At 67.9% G+C, this 16686-nt stretch carries 16 protein-coding genes; 8 read left to right on the top strand and 8 right to left on the bottom strand.

The features are described from left to right. Positions 1–25 precede the first annotated feature (25 nt). The 3 genes from AC5WS7_RS19530 to AC5WS7_RS19520 all read right to left on the bottom strand — a co-directional run bounded on the left by AC5WS7_RS19530 (position 26) and on the right by AC5WS7_RS19520 (position 2243). On the bottom strand, positions 26–478 hold the full coding sequence (locus tag AC5WS7_RS19530; protein WP_495955976.1) for an AMP-binding protein: 453 nt from the start codon (positions 476–478) through the stop codon (positions 26–28). Between the two features lie 117 nt (positions 479–595). Further along, the gene (locus AC5WS7_RS19525; RefSeq protein WP_495955975.1) at positions 596–1159 is read right to left on the bottom strand and encodes a TetR/AcrR family transcriptional regulator; all 564 of its coding nucleotides are present in this window, start codon (positions 1157–1159) and stop codon (positions 596–598) included. A gap of 16 nt (positions 1160–1175) precedes the next feature. Further along, positions 1176–2243, bottom strand: coding sequence for a magnesium and cobalt transport protein CorA (locus AC5WS7_RS19520; RefSeq protein WP_495956427.1), 1068 nt, complete (start codon positions 2241–2243; stop codon positions 1176–1178). A gap of 130 nt (positions 2244–2373) precedes the next feature. Here AC5WS7_RS19520 and AC5WS7_RS19515 point away from each other — a divergent pair, with 130 nt between their 5' ends. Continuing rightward, a complete protein-coding gene (locus AC5WS7_RS19515) occupies positions 2374–3006 on the top strand; it encodes a VOC family protein (protein WP_495955974.1) in 633 nt (210 codons plus the stop codon). A 41-nt stretch (positions 3007–3047) separates the two neighbouring features. Here AC5WS7_RS19515 and AC5WS7_RS19510 read toward each other — a convergent pair whose 3' ends face one another. The 3 genes from AC5WS7_RS19510 to AC5WS7_RS19500 all read right to left on the bottom strand — a co-directional run bounded on the left by AC5WS7_RS19510 (position 3048) and on the right by AC5WS7_RS19500 (position 5815). Continuing rightward, a complete protein-coding gene (locus tag AC5WS7_RS19510; protein ID WP_495955973.1) occupies positions 3048–4352 on the bottom strand; it encodes a DUF3089 domain-containing protein in 1305 nt (434 codons plus the stop codon). A gap of 462 nt (positions 4353–4814) precedes the next feature. Then, the gene (locus AC5WS7_RS19505) at positions 4815–5015 is read right to left on the bottom strand and encodes a DUF397 domain-containing protein (RefSeq protein WP_495955972.1); all 201 of its coding nucleotides are present in this window, start codon (positions 5013–5015) and stop codon (positions 4815–4817) included. After that, on the bottom strand, positions 5012–5815 hold the full coding sequence (locus AC5WS7_RS19500) for a helix-turn-helix domain-containing protein (protein WP_495955971.1): 804 nt from the start codon (positions 5813–5815) through the stop codon (positions 5012–5014). The genes AC5WS7_RS19505 and AC5WS7_RS19500 overlap by 4 nt, the downstream gene beginning before the upstream one ends. Positions 5816–6123: 308 nt before the next feature. Here AC5WS7_RS19500 and AC5WS7_RS19495 point away from each other — a divergent pair, with 308 nt between their 5' ends. After that, complete coding sequence (locus tag AC5WS7_RS19495) at positions 6124–6441, top strand: hypothetical protein (RefSeq protein WP_495955970.1); 318 nt, start codon at positions 6124–6126, stop codon at positions 6439–6441. Positions 6442–6470: 29 nt separating this feature from the next. Here AC5WS7_RS19495 and AC5WS7_RS19490 read toward each other — a convergent pair whose 3' ends face one another. Further along, positions 6471–7421 (bottom strand): FAD-dependent oxidoreductase, encoded by a 951-nt coding sequence (locus tag AC5WS7_RS19490; RefSeq protein ID WP_495955969.1) that lies wholly within the window; start codon positions 7419–7421, stop codon positions 6471–6473. A 10-nt stretch (positions 7422–7431) separates the two neighbouring features. Next, the gene (locus AC5WS7_RS19485; protein ID WP_495955968.1) at positions 7432–8352 is read right to left on the bottom strand and encodes a LysR family transcriptional regulator; all 921 of its coding nucleotides are present in this window, start codon (positions 8350–8352) and stop codon (positions 7432–7434) included. 136 nt (positions 8353–8488) lie between these two features. Between AC5WS7_RS19485 and AC5WS7_RS19480 the strand changes: the two genes are divergently transcribed. The 6 genes from AC5WS7_RS19480 (at position 8489) to AC5WS7_RS19455 (ending at position 16559) form a co-directional block, all read left to right on the top strand. Then, positions 8489–10177 (top strand): acetolactate synthase catalytic subunit, encoded by a 1689-nt coding sequence (locus AC5WS7_RS19480; RefSeq protein WP_495955967.1) that lies wholly within the window; start codon positions 8489–8491, stop codon positions 10175–10177. A 48-nt stretch (positions 10178–10225) separates the two neighbouring features. Continuing rightward, entirely contained in the window at positions 10226–11488 is a 1263-nt protein-coding gene (gene hemA / locus AC5WS7_RS19475) for a 5-aminolevulinate synthase (protein ID WP_495955966.1), read from the top strand. Continuing rightward, positions 11485–12714 (top strand): MFS transporter, encoded by a 1230-nt coding sequence (locus AC5WS7_RS19470; protein WP_495955965.1) that lies wholly within the window; start codon positions 11485–11487, stop codon positions 12712–12714. The genes hemA and AC5WS7_RS19470 overlap by 4 nt, the downstream gene beginning before the upstream one ends. Next, entirely contained in the window at positions 12711–13979 is a 1269-nt protein-coding gene (locus tag AC5WS7_RS19465) for an aminotransferase family protein (RefSeq protein WP_495955964.1), read from the top strand. The genes AC5WS7_RS19470 and AC5WS7_RS19465 overlap by 4 nt, the downstream gene beginning before the upstream one ends. A gap of 336 nt (positions 13980–14315) precedes the next feature. Next, positions 14316–14891 carry a peptide deformylase gene (locus tag AC5WS7_RS19460; RefSeq protein WP_495955963.1) on the top strand — a complete coding sequence of 192 codons (576 nt, stop codon included), beginning with the start codon at positions 14316–14318 and terminating at the stop codon, positions 14889–14891. Positions 14892–14957: 66 nt separating this feature from the next. Beyond that, a complete protein-coding gene (locus tag AC5WS7_RS19455) occupies positions 14958–16559 on the top strand; it encodes a dolichyl-phosphate-mannose--protein mannosyltransferase (RefSeq protein ID WP_495955962.1) in 1602 nt (533 codons plus the stop codon). Positions 16560–16686 lie beyond the last annotated feature (127 nt).

Below are 16686 nucleotides of genomic sequence, written 5' to 3'. Positions count from 1 at the left end.
TTGGAGGCATCCGGGGAGAGCCGGGTCAGGCGGTCCGGCGCAACACCGGATGGTCGGTACCGAGCGGCGCGTCCGAACCGGACAGATAGCGTCGCAGCGTCGTGCGGTCATCGAGGACCAGCCACTCGATTATACGGTCGGTCCGGCGCCGGGACTGCCGAGTGGTGATTCCTCGTTCCGCCCCGCACCCGGGCAGCCGGCTGTCGCGCACCGCGACGGCGCCGATCTTGGCCACCGCGCGTTCGGCGACGAGTTCCTCGATCGGTGCGTCGATGGCGATGACGATGGCGGTGCCGGGTCCCGCGCCGTCCTGCAGCAGCAGTCGGGCCAGGCGATTGGACCAGCTGTCCAGCTCGCCGGCGGTGAGGTCGTCGCCGCCCGCGGACCGCACGACGGCGTTCGGATCGACCTCGGGCACGGCCCGCGGCCCGGGCACGATGTGCAGGTGGTCGGCGAGCGGTGCGATCGTGGTCGGCATGGTCGATTCCCCTCTGGGCTGGGACGGAGCGGAGTGCATATCCCTAATTTCCTCGCCCGGAGGCCCGCTCGACAGCACCCCTCGTGATGACTCCCGCGCCCTGAGGGGGACGAAATTTCACCCCAGGGTATGCAAACCGTCCAGCACTACGCCGAGCATGCGCCGGGAGCGCTGTTGCCACGCGGCGTCCTGCTCGCTCTGCCACAGAAAACCGACCAGGAGCAGCAGTTCCTCGGCCTCGATGTCCGGGCGCACCCGCCCGGCGGCCCGGCAGGCGCGCAGCAGCCGGTCGATCGCGTCGATCACCGGTTGGTAGTGCTCGTCCGAGAGCGCGGCCCGGGTGGCGGTCTGCAGCACACCGGCGAGGCCGTGCTTGACCCGGCCGAATTCGGCGAGTCGAAACAACCAGCGGCACAACGCGTCCCACGGTTCGTGCGCGGCGAGCAGCGCGTCCGCGGCCGCGACCAGCTCGCTCACATCCTGCCGGTAGACCGCCAGCACCAGCGCATCCCGGGTCGGGAAATGCCGGTACAGCGTGCCCTGCCCGACGCCCGCCCGCTTGGCGATGGCGTGCAGGCTGACCTCGCCCGAGCCGGCCAGCGCGTCGCGCGCGACGTCCAGGATGCGGGCGCGGTTGCGTTCGGCGTCCGAGCGCCGCACGGCCGGGCGGGATTCGGTCATCGCGTTCGCCCGCCGCTCACAGCCAGTTGTTGCGCCGGAAGTTGGCGAACAGTCCGGCGCAGATCATCAGGATGATCCCGACCACCGCCGGATAGCCCCAGACCCAATGCAATTCGGGCATGTGCTCGAAGTTCATGCCGTAGATTCCGGCGATCATGGTCGGCACGGCCGCGATCGCCGCCCAGGCCGAGATCTTGCGCATATCGGTGTTCTGCTGCACGCTCACCTTCGCCAGCGCGGCGTTGATCAGCGCGCTGAGCGATTCGTCGAAGTCGCGGATGCGGTCCACCGCGGCGGTGTGATGATCGGCCACGTCCCGGAAATAACGCCGAATCTCTTTGGGCAGTGGCAAATTCGACTCGTGGCTGAGCAGTTGCAGCGGCAGCGCCAGCGGTGCGACCGCGCGGCGCAACTCGACCACTTCGCGTTTGAGCTGATAGCTGGCCTCGATGGTGACGCGGCTGCGCGGGCTGAAGACCTCCTCCTCCATCTCGTCCACGTCCTCTTCGATCTCCGCGGTCACCGCCACATAGGAGTCCACGACGTGGTCGGCGACCGCGTGCAGGACGGTGCTGGGCCCCAGCCCCAGCCGCTCGGGCTTGGCCTCGAGGTCGTGGCGCACGCCGGCCAGGCCGGTGTGCTCGCCGTGCCGGACCGTGATCACGAAATCGGGTCCGAGGAAGACCATGATCTCGCCGGTCTCCACGATCTCGCTGACCGCGTTGCGTTCGTGCTCGACGTACTTCACCGTGCGCAGGATCAGGATCAGCACGTCGTCGTAGCGTTCGAGTTTGGGCCGGTTGTGCGCCTGCACCGCATCCTCTGCGGCCAGTTCGTGCAGGGCGAAGATGTGCGCCACATCGGCCATCTGCGCGTCGTCCGGTTCGTGCAGGCCCACCCACACGAATCCGGAGCCCTTCTCCCGCACGTTCTCCAGTGCCGCGGCGTGGGTGAACCGGCCCGGCAACCGGTGCCCGTCCCGGTAGACCGCGCAATCGACGATCGCCCGCGCGGTCGGCACCGGAATCCGGGGACGCGCGGCGGGGATGGTTCGGCGGAGACCTCGGAACGGGAACTGCGGCATGCTGGGCACAGGCTGGATGCTAACCCCTCATCGCCCGGTCGCGGCCGGTCCGGGCTCGGGGGCACAGCCCACCCGGACCGGTCAGGAATCGAGAAGCGCTGGTCCCGGGTCCGCGAATAGCGTCATCGACATGAACATCACCAAGAACACAACCGCCATCGAATCCGTCATCCTCAGCACACCCGATCCCGTGGCGGCCGCGGCGTTCAACGATGCCGCCTTCGGCCTCGGCGACCGGCTCCGGGTGCGCGCCGGCGACGCACCGACCAGCGGGTTCCGCGGTTTCACCCTCTCGCTGGTGGTCTCCGGACCCAGCACCGTGGACAGTTACTTCGAATCCGCGCTCGCGGCCGGTGCGGCGGCGGTGAAGCCCGCGAAGAAGAGTTTCTGGGGCTACGGCGGGGTCGTGCAGGCTCCGGACGGGACGCTGTGGAAGATCGCCACCTCCGCGAAGAAGGATTCCGGCACGCCCACCCGCACGGTGGACGATTTCGTCGTCCTGCTCGGCGTCGACGACGTGAAGGCGACCAAACAGTTCTACCTCGAGCGCGGCCTGACGGTGGCGAAGGGATTCGGCAGTAAATACGTCGAGTTCGCCGCCCCGGAATCCGCGATCAAGCTGGCGCTGTACGGGCGGCGCGCCGCGGCGAAGGACGCGGGTGTCTCCCCGGAAGGCTCCGGATCGCATCGAGTGATCTTCGGCGGCGGGCTCGGCACGTTCACCGATCCGGACGGCTTCGAGTGGGAGACGCTCGCCGAGTGAGCCGTGATCGGCGAAAAAGCCTGTACCGCAAGGTGTTCGAACTAGACGTGCGGGCCGGTGTGGGTCGCCAGCCAGGCCTTGCTCTGGGCCACGGCCAGTGCGTCCAGGTCGTCCTGCGCGAACTGCCAGTCGTCCATGTGCAGACCCAGCCCGGCTCCGCTGGTCGGGCGGGCGAGGCCGGTGTCGCCGCCGATCTGCAGCCAGTGCGCGGTGCCCTCGGCGTCCATGCCGCCGGTGCACCGCGCGGTAAGCGCGCCGGGATAGCGGGCGAATCCGGTGTCGAACGGCCGGCCGGTCCAGTGCTGGGTCACCGCCGTGGTGGGCAGTTCGGCGGTCACCGGTGTCGTCGCGGCGGCCGGCGCGCCGCGGAGCAGGGCCGCGGGGTTGACACACGCGACCTGGTGGGTGCGGTCGGTCCGGCCGAACCGGGCGCTGGTGGGCAGCAGCTTCCCGGGTGCCTGGCGGTAGGTCGCGAACGCGACGACGCAACCGGTCGGCAGCGGCGCGCTCACTTCACTTCGGGCGCAGATCGGCAGGTCGCGGAAGGTGGACCCGGTATCGTTCGCGCCGCGGTCCCGGCCGATCGGCACGATGGTGTTCGCGCCGAGCAGGATCGCGCTGATCAAGTGCGAGCGCATCTGCCGATTCCCCTCGATGCGCTGCTGGATCAGTGTTTGCAGGACATAGCTGCCCTGGGAGTGGCCCAATAGCAGCACTCCGCGGTGGCGGCCGGTGACCGGATCGATGTTGTCGTGCGTCCAGTACTGGTCCCAGGCCTGTTCGACGTCCCCGGCCCCGCGGGAGAAATCCAGGACACCGCTGTTGCGGCCGAACACCTGCGGCATCGGCAACTGCCGATAGTTCGGCACGAACATGCGGCAGTCGCTGATCAGCCGGCCCACCTGCGCGAAGGTCGTATCGATCTCGATGTCGGTCGGCTTCGGCGGCTGATTGCCGCTCTGATCGAGCGGATTCGCCACCGGGTCGACGGTCGGATACACGTAGAAGCAGTCCACCGCCGGACGGTTCGGGGCGGGCAGGGAGTCGACCGTGGCGCCGCCGTCACGCGCGAGAACCGTACTGTCCAGATCGGTGCGGGTGTGCGACTGCGGACGCCGGACCGTGAACGTCTGTCCCGGCGTCTGCGGGGATCCGAACCGGTCCTGATCACAGGGATTGTCGGCCATCCCCGGCCGGCACAGCCACACCGGCCGCGCGAGCGGCTCCGCGGCGCTCGTCGCGTCACAGGCGGCCGTGAGTCCCAGCCCGGCCAGCATCGCGACCCCGGTGACCGCTCCGGCCAGTCGCCGCCAACGCGCGGTGCGCGCGATGCGTTCGGAATTCATCGGTCCCCCCGAATGCCGGAATCGGATGTGGTCGCGACCACGCGGTTCCGGATCATTCCCGTGCTGGTCCACATCCACAGTATGTTTCCCGGACCCGGCCTCGTTACGGCCATGCAATGCGTGTCACATTCGCCGCGGTGGAGGCGCCGGATCACAGGATGCGGGTGCGGGAAGTGCGGGCCCGATCGCCCGCTGCGCGGATTCGTGTGCGGTCTCGTCGTCGGCGAACTCGAAGAGGCCGCGCCCCGAGCGCAATTCGCCTCCGGTGCGCGTTCACCGAACCTCTCGGGTGGAGCGGTCGTGCGCGGCCTGATCGTCGGTCCGGCTTGCTGCGCGGTCGCCGTCGGGCGGGTGCGGATCGCGTGAACCGGCTCCGGTGTGAGGTAGCCCACCGTGAGGCGTCGGGTTCCGGCGTCGGCGGGTGCCCCGGCACACCGGGGCGCGGCCGGCGCGCGCGGGAAGCTACGCCCAGTCGTCGAATTCGCCCGCTTTGATTCCCTTGACCCACGCGGACATCTCTGCCTGGGTGAACGTGAGCGTCCCGGCCTCACGCGCGTTCGAATTGCGTACCAGCGCACCGCCGTCGGGGGTCACCGCCACCTCGACACAGGTTCCGTTGTCCGAGAAGGTCGATACCCGCCAAGTCAGATCGGTGTTGTTCATCGTCTATTGCTCCATTCCTTTGCCAGGCCAGTGATGAACTTCCGGGATTCACTGGGGGACAGCGCGATTCGGTTCGCGGCGTGCTCGTACACACCTTGAAAGTACTGAACCTCCTCGGCGTCGGTGATGAAGCGTCCGCCTCCGTAGCCTTCGATGTGAACCTGCGGCGTACCCCAGGGATGGGACATGACGCAGAACGCGCCCAGCCGTCGCGCCTCGTACTGCCCGGCCTCGTACCGGGTGATCCGCAGCGTGACGTTCGGCAGCCGGGACAGCTCCACCATGGTCGAAAGTTGTTCCGCCATAACGTCGGGAGTGCCGATCCGCAGGCGCAGCGCCGACTCGGGCTGGACCAGGCTCAGCTCCACCTCGCCGGAGCGGACCCGTTTCTGCCGGATCAGCCGGGTCTCGACGGTTCGGGCGATATACGCCTCCGACACCCCGTTGTAGCTGACGTGGCTGACGATGTCCTCGACGTACGCGGGCGTCTGCAGCAGCCCGTAAACGCATCGTGGTTCGTAGGAGGCGATCCGGGTCGCGGACTGTTCCATCCCGAGATAGGTGCTCAGCCAGGCTGGCATCTCGCCGTCGCCCTGCGGCATACTGGTGAGCATCGCGTTGAGCTCTTGCAGTTCCACCCCCAGGGCCTCGGCATATGCCCCGCGCTGATTGGGTTGCGGCGTGGAGTCGCCGCGCTCCCATTTGCCGATGGTGGTGCGGTCCACACCGACCAGTTCGGCGATCTGTTCTTGGTTGAGCCCCACGGCTTTCCGGGCGTCGATGAGTCGTTCGCGTCGCATGAAGGCATCATAGAAACGCCTTGAATGCACCATCGGAGATCGGCAACATAGAACAGGCTCCCCGGCCGTTCGCGGCCTGTCTCGTCATGCGTGGTCGGGGTGCCCTTCAGCCCAGGGTCGTGCACGAGAGCGAAGGTTGTGATGTACGAATTGCCACAACGGTTTTCAGGTCAGCACATGTGTTCGCACCTCGCTTCGGGGGCGACGGCGGACCTGCTTCCCGCGGACGTCCTTCGGCTGTTCCTCGCCGCCGGTAGAGAGTGGCTTTCCAGACCGTCCGGCGACGACATCGACGGGTGGGCCCGCCGATGAGCCGTCCGGTGGCGATCGGATACCTGCGGCGGGACGTATCGGGCACGCGCCAACCCTGGGACGAGGAACAGATCCGGTCTCTCGCACGGCGATTCGGCTACGACCTGTCGCGAATCGTCGCATTCTCCGACCACACCGACGAACCCCATCGGCGGCTGTGCAACGTCGTCGGCCGAATCGGCGCGACCGCGGTCTTCGTCCCGAGCCTGGAGCATTTCGTCACCGCCGAGGAGGTCCCAGCGTCGCTGTTGACGCTGGCCGACATCGTCACGGTGGACACCCGGTACACCTACGCCAGATCACCGGTGCCCTGACCGGACGGATGCCCGCGGCAGGCCGACAATCAGAGTGCGGCAACGATTTCGGCGACCTCGCGGGCGCAACCATAACCGATGGTTATACCCGCGCCGCCGTGGCCGTAGTTGTGGATCACGGGGGTGCCGGACAGGCAGGTGTGGTCGGGTTCCAGCCGGACGCTCGGGCGGCCGGGGCGTAGGCCGACGAGGGTTTCGATGACCTCGCAGTCGGCGAGTTGTGGTGCGATATCTCGGCAGCGGCGCAGAATCGACTGTGTCAGTTCGGGGTTCGGGGTGGTGTCCCACTGGCCGGGTTCCAGGGTGCCGCCGAGGATGCAGTCGGATGCCCGGGGATGGGCGTAGGCGCGTCCGAGAGGATGCGTTTCGTCGCGCACCGACATCGACAGTCCCGGGTTGGTGACTCGGACGATCTGCCCGCGGATGGGGTGGACCGACGTATCGCCGACGAGTTCACCGGCGCGCAGGCCCGCGCAGTTGATCACCACATCCGGTGCCAGGTCGGTGATTTCGCCGAGATCGCGGACCTCCCGGCGCACTTCGCGCGCTCCGGCCGCTACCACCCGACCGTGCAGCCAGGGCAGGAAGATCGGCATCTCCACCAGCGGTACGGCGAACCGCAACCCGGCGGCGTACCCGGGTGGCAGCTCGGAGTCCTGGGCCGGGCGCAAGCCGCGAACCGAGTGCCCCCAGCCGACGGGACCGGGGCGATGTCGGTACAGCGCCAGCGACTCACACATGCGCACGCCCGGCGTCCGGCTCTCGGCGAGCTGTGCCAGATGGGTGAAAGTCTCGGTCCCCCAGGCATCTACGCGCTCGCGCGGCCCCGCCGCGGTCGGAAACCACACTGCCGCAGCGAGATACGACGTCGTTGCGGCGATCGGGTCGGCGCTGACCAGGATGACCTCGTGTCCGGTCCGCAGCAACTCAGCCGCCGTGGACAGGCCCGACACTCCCGCTCCGACAATCACCGCTCGCACGCCGAGCAGACTATGTGGCCCCCTGCGAAAGGTCGAGCCGGCGCGACTCCTCATCAGCGGCGGTCCACCAGTCCAGGAAGGCGGAGACGGTCGGCCAGGCCGGGCCGCGGAGCCAGGCGATGCGCAGCGCGACCCGGGGCGGATTCGTCTCGAACGGCACGACCACGACGTTGTCGTGGGCTATCCGGGTCGCCCTGCGCCGATCCAGCACGCTGATACCGGTGCGATTCGACACCGAATCCAGCACCTGTTCGGCATCGGATTCCTCGGCCACCAGATGCGGAATCCTTTCGCCCCAGATGTGACCGACCAATTCGTCGTAGAATTCCGGCCCGGTGGCGCGCGGCCAGAGAACGATCGGCTCATTCTGTATGTCGAGGAGATGAACGGAATGTTTCTTCGCGAGCGGGTGGTCCTGCCATACCACGACCGCGCTTTCCTCATGGGACACCAGCCGGGTCCGGATACGCCGATCGGTGATATCGCCGCGAACGAATGCGATATCCACCTCCCCCGATTCCAGTAGCTCGAGATTCCACGCGGTCCAGCCGGTGATCGTCGAAACAGTGATATCGGGGAATTCTTTTCGGAAGGTTCGAATGCGGTTGAGGATATCGCTGTCCGAACCGGAACGGGTGAAGGCCAGCCTGAGTTCGCCGGCCCTGCCCGCGGCGTAGGCGCGGGTCGCGCGCTCGAGTGCTGCCGCGTCGGCCAGCAGATCCGGTGCGCCGTCGGCGAGCGCGTGACCGGCCTGTGTCAACTCCACACCCCGGCCGTCTCGGATGAGTAATTCGACGCCCAGTTCGCGTTCGAGCGCCTTGATCTGCTGGGAGAGCGCGGGCTGGGTGATTTGCAATGCGGCTGCGGCCCGCCCGAAGTGCAGATGCTCGGCCACGGCTATGAAGTAGCGCACACGTCGCAGGTCCTCCACGTGGCCAGCCTAGCCGGATAAGGGTTCGTTATCAACGACGAAGAAAGACGTATTGGACCGATCCGGAGATGCCGGTAGAGGATCGAAGAACGGGGATTGACCACAGGATCATTCGATACCAGCAAGGAGTATGCCGATGGCCGCCACCGTTGCCGTAGCGATCGCCGAAAATTTGCAGAATCGGGGCATTTCGGAATTCTTTGCGCAAAGTCTACCGTCGAGTCTGGTGCTGGCCGCCGAAGACCGCGGAATTCGTCAGATCGTGTATCGCACCGAGAACGCGGGCGGCGCCATGGCCGACGGGTTCGCCCGGGTCTCGCGTCGCTGCGCGGTGGTCATGGCGCAGAACGGCCCCGCCGCCACCCTGCTGGTGCCCCCGCTCGCCGAGGCGGCCAAGGCCTCGACGCCCGTCGTCGCGCTCGTCCAGGATGTGCCCCGGCCGCACCGGAACAAGAACGCCTTTCAGGAGTTCGACCACCGCAGCCTGTTCGCCGGGTGGTGCAAGTGGTTCGATCGGCTCGACGATCCCGAGCGCACGCACGACTATCTCGACGCGGCGTTCCGTGCCGCGACCAGTGGCCGGCCCGGCCCGGCGGTACTGATGCTGCCGAAGGATGTCCTCGAGGCGCCCGCGCCGTCGGCCACCACGGTAAGTCCGATCGGGTATCCGCTCGATCGCGTCCGTCCGCCCGCCGATCAAGTCCGTTGGGCCGCAGCACAATTGGCCGATGCGCGGCGCCCGGTGGTGGTCGCCGGCGGCGGCGCGGTCGCCTCCGACGCGGGCGCGGCACTGGTCCGATTGTCCGAACAGGCCTCGCTTCCGATCGCGACCACCTCGATGGGCAAGGGCATCGTGTCCGAGGCGGCGGAGCTGAGCGTGGGCGCGATCGGGTACTACATGGGCCCGCACGGTGCGACGCACGGCATGCGCGAATGGCTCGCCGGTGCGGACACGGTGCTGTTGGCCGGCACCCGAACCAACGAGAACGGCACCGACGGGTGGCGATTGTTCGCACCCGACGCGAAGTTCATCCACCTCGACATCGACCCGATGGAGATCGGCCGCAATTACGCCGCGGTGCGGCTGGTCGGCGATGTCCGCGCGGGCCTCGAGGACCTGCACGACGCGCTCGCGGGCCTGGATCTGTCCCGGCGCGCGGCCGAACGCGACGCGGTCGTCGCGCGGATCGCTTCCGCGCGAGCGGAATTCGCGCGCACAACCGCCGATGTCAGGACCGCGGAACGGGTTCCGTTGCGGCCCGAGTGGATCGCCAACGAACTCGACACCGTCCTGCCCGACGACGCGATCGTCGTCGCGGACGCGAGCTACTCCTCGATCTGGGTGGCCAACTACATTCGCGCCGCCGAGGGCGGCCGGCGTTTCGTGCTGCCGCGCGGAATGGCCGGACTCGGTTGGGGTCTGCCGCTGGCGCTCGGCGCGAAGGCGGCGAGGCCGCACACCCCGGTCGTGTGCGTGGTCGGTGACGGCGGGTTCGCGCACGCCTGGGCGGAGATCGAGACCGCGGTCCGCGAGCAATTGCACGTCATCGTCATCGTCCTGAACAACTCGGTCCTCGGATATCAGAAGCACGCGGAGATCGTGCAATTCGGCAGGCCGACCTCCGCGGTCGAATTGGGGCCGGTCGACCATGCCCGGATCGCGACCGCGTGCGGCGCGCGGGGACACAGCGTGCACACCGCCGTCGAGCTGCGTGACGCGCTGGCGAAGAGTTCGGTCGAGGCGGCCACGACCGTCGTGGACGTCGTCACCGATCCCGATGCTTATCCGCCGATCAGCGGATGGGAGAACTCGCCGCCCAGCTGACGTGCGGCGACACAACTGAACACGATGAGATCGAATGAGGAGATTGCCATGTCCTTCGATTACAGAGCGTTCTTCGAGCAGGAGATCGCCGATCTCGAGCGATCCGGGCGATATCGCACATTCGTGGAAATCGAGCGTCTCGCGGGGCGGTTTCCACAGGCCATTCACCATCGCGGTGACGAGATCCGGGAGATCACCGTCTGGTGCAGTAACGACCATCTCGGCATGGGACAGTTCCCGTCGGTGGTCGAGGCTATGCACAGATCCATCAATCGTTCCGGCGTCGCGGCCGGCGGTTCACGCAACATCTCCGGTAACAACCACACGCACATCCTGCTCGAACGGGAGATGGCCAACCTGCACCGGAAAGAAGCCGGACTCACGTTCATCACCGGGTACGCGGTCAACGACGCCGTTCTCGGCGTGCTCGGCAAGCAGCTGCCCGACGCGGTGTTCTTCTCCGACGAGCAGAATCACGCCTCGATGATCCTCGGCATGCGCGCTTCGCGGGCCGAGCGGCACATCTTCCGCCACAACGACCCCGGCCACCTGGCCGAACTGCTCGCGAGCGTGGATCCGGACCGGCCCAAGGTGGTCGCGTTCGAATCGGTCTACTCCATGGACGGCGATATCGCGCCGATGAACGAGCTGTGCGATGTCGCGAAAAGCTATGGCGCACTTGTGTACGTCGACGAGGCGCATTCGGTCGGCATGTACGGGCCCGAGGGCGCCGGCATGGCCGCGCAGCTGGGGTGCGCCGACCGGGTCGACCTGCTGATGGGCACTTTCGCCAAGGGGTACGGGACCGCAGGCGGGTACGTCACCGGGCCGGCGCCGATCCTTGACGCGATCCGCAGCTTCGCCCCGGCCTTCATCTTCACCCTCGCCATGCCGCCCGCACTCGCCGCGGCGGCGTTGGCCAGTGTCCGGCATCTGCGGGAATCGGACAACGAGCGCATCCTGCTGCACCACCGCGCGGGGTTGATGCAGGACCTGTTGGCGGACATGGAGATTCCGATGGTTTCGATGGAAAGTCACATCGTCCCGGTGCTGGTCGGGGATCCGCACAAGTGCCGCCGGCTGGCCGACATCCTGCTCGAGGACCATCGGCAGTACGCGCAGCCGATCAACTTCCCGTCGGTGCCGCAGGGCACCGAGCGGCTCCGGATCAATCCCTCACCGGTGCACAGCCCGGCCGCGGTGCGGAAATTCGCCGAAATCCTCGATCACACCTGGACGCGACTGGATCTGCCGCGGCAACGCGTCACCTTCGACGCGGCACTTGCGTTGAGACAGGAGGTGTCGGTGTGAGCGCCACCCGGACATCGGTCGGTCGTTCGGTGCCCGCACCGGAGTCGCACCAGGCCACGTCGTGGGGACAGCACATGCTGCTCTACGCGGTTTTCTTCCTCATGGGCGCCGAAATGTATCTGGTATCACCGATGTTGCCGGATATCGGGCGTTCCCTCAGTACCTCCGCCTCGGTGGCCGCCACCGTGGTCACCGCCTACGTCGCGGTCTACGCGGTGGCGGGTCCGCTGTTCGGCATCGTGTCCGATCGTCATCCGCGTCGCCGGTTCGTGCTGATCGGTTCGGCCGTGTTCCTGATCGGGAACCTGGCGTGCGCGGCCGCGCCGACGCTGCCGCTACTGGTCGCCGCCCGCGGCATCACCGGACTCGGCGCGGCCATCGCGGCGCCCGCGATCTGGGCGTACCTGGCCGAGCACACCGCGCCGCATCAGCGCGGCCGCGCCATCTCATTGGGGGCGAGCGCGTATTCGCTGGGCCAGGTACTCGGGGTGCCGCTGGGCGCTGCCCTGGCGTCCTGGACGAGCTGGCGATGGCCGTTCTTCGCCGTCGGGGTGCTGATGATCGCCATGACGGCGGTACTCGTGACGTGCCTGGACCACCGGCCGGCGACCGGAGCGGCACGTGGCCTGCGGGCGCTGTTCGCGCCGTGGACGCGGCCGCAGATCGCGCTCGGCTTGCTGGCGACGCTGTTCCTGCAGGCGGGGCGGCTCGGCGCGTACACCTTCATCGGGGTGATCTTCGCGCGGCGGTTCGGTTTCGGACTCGATACGTTGGGGCTGGTGGGCTTGCTGGTCGGCGCCGGATCACTGGTCGGTTCCCTGTTCACCGGGCCGATCCTCGACCGCTTGCGGGCGCACGGCATCAGCGGTGTGTGGACCTCGGTGGTCGCGGCGATCGCGTTCGTCCCGTGCGCCGTCGTCGCGGTGAGCGCCGACCGGACCTTCATCGCCCTGGCGGCGCTCGCGCTGTGGTGCGTGTTCGGCGGTTCGTTCTACTCCAGTCAGCAGGCGTACCTGTCCTCCGCGGATCCGACCCAGCGGGCCTCGGTCGTAGCCTGGAACAACTCGATGATGAACGCGGGCATCGCGATCGGCACCACGCTGCTGGGGTTGCTGGTCGCGGGCGGCGCGGCGTTCGCCGGGCTGACCGCCGTATTCGGCGTGCTGGCGGCGGTTGCCTGCGCGGCGCTGCTCGTCGTCATCGGAAAGGATCGGTCACCGGTATGACTCACGCACCGACTCGCACCAAACCGGTTCTCCCCGTTGCCGAACGCGCCGCCGGTCCGTATGTCTACGACACGGACGGCCGGCGATATCTGGACGGTTCGTCCGGGGTGCTCAACGTCAACCTGGGACATTCGCATCCGGATGTCTTGCGGGCGATCGAAATTCAGCTGGGGCGACTGACCTTCGTGCACCGCACCCAGTTCCGCAACGCCCAGGCCATGGAACTGACCGCGCGGCTGCTGGATATCGCACCGGCGGGTACGGCGGCGGTGGAGTACACCAACTCCGGATCCGAGGCCAACGAATGTGCCCTGCGCCTGGCGTTCGCCTTCCAGCACCGCAGGGGCGAGGCGCACCGAACGGTGGTGCTGGCCGAACAACCCAGCTACCACGGCATGACGGCGGCGGCGTTGTCGATCACCGGTAGTCCAGGTAAACGCGATCCATCCGTCGAACCGCTGCTGCGCACCCCGGACGGGAGTCGAATCCTGGTGCGCCCCAAGCCTGGTCACCGTCGCGCCACGCACGAGCAATGGGCGCGGGCGTTGCTGGAGGAGGGGCCGTCGAACGTGGCCGCCATCGTCGTCGAGCCACTGGGCGGGGCGTCCTCGGGCGCCTCGCCCATCCCCACCGAGACGATGCACTGGTTGCGGCGCGAGACCCGCGACAACGGCATCGTGCTGATCGCGGACGAGGTCATGTCCGGATTCGGGCGCACCGGGGCGTGGTGGGCCTGCGACCACGCCGGTATCGCTCCCGACATACTGACCTCCGGTAAGGGCGTCACCGGCGGGTACACCAGCCTCGCGGTGGCACTCGTGGCGCAGCAGATCCTGGCCGGTATCGCTGAGCCGCTCGGCCCGATCGCGTTGGGACACACCATGTCTGCCAATCCGCTCGCATGTGCCACCGCGAGCGCGGTGCTGGGGGTGATCGAGTCCGAGGGCCTGGTCGGCAACGCCGCCGCGTGCGGTGGGCTGCTCGCGGAGAAGCTGACGCAGCTCTGCCGCCGGTATCCGGACCTGCTGACCGACCAGTCGGGTCTGGGGCTGATGCGGGCCTTGCACTTCGCGCCGGGGCCCGATGGGCTCCGGGGCCGCCGGGTCGTCGCCGCGGCGAAAGAGCAAGGCGTCATCCTGTGCCCGAGCGGTATCGACGCCGCCACCGATTCGGTTCTGGTCGCGCCACCGCTGATCAGCACTCCTGATCTGATCGAGGAGCTGGCCGAGCGGCTCGACCGCACGATGGCCGCGGTCACCGGCTGAACCGCGGGCGGACCGGTGCCACCGAATCGGGTGTGGCACCGGTCCGCCGCTGCCATGCGCCATGTGTGGATTGCCGCACGCCCGCCTCGACACCGACCCGGCCCAGCGGTGGCTTCGCGATACGATCCGCTCCGCCTTCGACGATTCGGCCGATTCGCCGCAACGGTGAGTGGGAACCGCTGCGCCGCAGAGAGTTTGGATGCGATCGACCGTCTGTCCCGGTGAAACCGATTTCGTGCCGGGCTGTTTCGGTTCGGATCGGACTCGGCCGGCGCTGCGGATGTCGTCGCCGGTCGGGCCGCTGGTGACCGGTTCACGCGGAGTACTCTCTGCCGGGTGGCGATACGACCGATTCTCATCGCGGGTGATCCCCGGCTGGCGAGCCCGGCGCGTGCGGTGACCGAGTTCGACGACGAACTCGCCGCGTTCGTCGAGGATCTGTTCGAAACCAATACCGCTGCCAACGGCGCGGGTCTGGCGGCGAATCAGGTCGGCGATCCACGGGCGGTATTCGTCTACGACCTGGTCGAATCCGGCGTGCGCCATCGCGGGCACGTGGTGAATCCGGTGCTCGAGACCTCGGAGGTGCCCGAGACCATGCCGGATCCCGACGACGACCTGGAGGGTTGTCTGTCGGTACCGGGCGAGTGGTATCCCACCGGCCGGGCGAGCTGGGCGAAAGTGAGCGGCGTGGACATCTCCGGCGCGCCCGTCGAGGTCGAGGCGACCACCGAATATCTCGCCCGCTGTCTGCAGCACGAGACCGACCATCTCGCCGGCCGGCTGTATCTGTCCCGCCTGATCGGGCGCAATCAGCGCGCGGCCCGCAAGATGATCAAACGCCGAGGCTGGACCGAACCCGGCGGCAGCTGGTTGCCGGGCAGCGAGGACCCGCGACAGTCGTTGTCGTAGTGCGGAATCGGGCGTTACCCACGGCCGACCGAGGGACCGCCGCCGCGACCGCATACGATCGGCGCGGTGACCCAGTTGACCGAGCGCCCGGTGGGGGGCGCGCGCCCGGCCCTGTCCACCCCGGCTCCGCTGCGTCCCTCGCCCGATCCGGGCCCGGCCGATCGGCTGCGCGGATGGGTGGTCACGCTGGTCCTCACCGTGATCGCCGCGATCACCCGCTTCCAGAATCTGGGCTATCCCACCGACGGCGGCACACCTACTTTCGACGAGAAGTACTACGCCCATCAGGGTTGGGAGATGCTCACCGGCGGCGGGGTAGAGGACAACCCGGCGTACGGCTACATCGTGCATCCGCCGGTCGGCAAACAGATGATCGCGCTGGGGGAGGCGTTGTTCGGGTACACCCCGCTGGGGTGGCGGTTCAGTGCGGCGGTTTTCGGAACGTTGTTGGTGCTGTTGGTCGTTCGCATCACCCGCCGGATGACCCGCTCGACCATGATCGGCGGTATCGCGGGGCTGCTGGTGATCTGCGACGGCACGAGTATGGTGCAGTCGCGCATCGGGATGCTGGACATCTTCCAAGCGCTGTTCGTGGTGGCCGCGTTCGGCTGTCTGATCGTCGATCGCGACCAGGTGCGTGCCCGGCTGGCCCGCGCGGACGCCGAGGGCCGGATCGCGTTGAGCCGCTACGGGCCTCGGCTGGGCGTGCGGTGGTGGCGGTTCGCGGGCGGGATTCTGCTCGGAATGGCCTGCGGGACCAAGTGGTCCGGCATCTACTTCGTCGCGGCGTTCGGGATCCTTTCGGCCTGTTTCGATCTCGCCGCTCGACGCGCGTACCGGGTGCCGCGACCGTGGTCGGGTACCGCGCTGCGTGATGTCGTCCCGGCGCTGTATGCGTTGGTGCTCATTCCGCTGCTGGTGTACCTGGGCAGCTACGCGGGTTGGTTCGCCAGTGCGGACGGTTACGACCGGTATTCGGTCGGCAACCCGTACGCCGGGAAACATCCGGTGGGCCCCGGCGGTCCGTGGTCCTGGATTCCCGACGCACTGCGATCGCTGTGGCACAACCAGGGCGAATCGCTGAATTTCCATACGGCGCTGACCAATTCGGCCGGATACCATCATCCTTGGGAGTCCAAGCCCTGGTCGTGGCCGATGGGCCTGCGGCCGATGCTCTACCACTACTCGGAGGGCGGCGGCACCGGCTGCGGCAAGTACTACTGCGTGGACGCGGTGATGCTGGTCGGCACTCCCGTGCTGTGGTGGGTGTCGCTGCCGGTGCTGGCCTGGGCGCTCTGGCGCAGTGCGACCCGCCGCGATTGGCGTTGTGCCGCAATACTCGTCGGTTACTGCGCCGGATTCCTGCCCTGGTTCCTGGATCTGGATCGGGAGATGTACTTCTTCTACGCGGTACCGATGGCGCCGTTCCTCGCGATGGGTGTCGCGTTGGCGCTGGGGCATATCCTCGGTCCCGCGCCGGTCCTGCGCACCGCCGGTGGAGACAGGTTCCTCGTGCCCAGCGAGCGGCGAACGTTGAGCCTGATGGTCGTATGCCTGTATCTCGCGGCGGTGGTGGCGAATTTCGCGTGGCTGTGGCCGATTCTGACGGGGATGCCGATCACCGTGGACGACTGGCACGCACGCCTGATGCTGCCGAGCTGGCGTTGATGTCAGGCGAAATACACCGCACCGGAAGACTTTTCAGTGTGCCGGTACGCCGGGCACGCCGAGCAGGACCGGTACTTTGCGCTCCCCGGTGTCGTCGAACGAGATGGTGGTGTCCGTCTCCTGCGGC

It is taken from the genome of Nocardia sp. PLKS1-43 (genome assembly GCF_059510335.1).
This window is presented reverse-complemented; position numbering and strand designations above follow the sequence as displayed.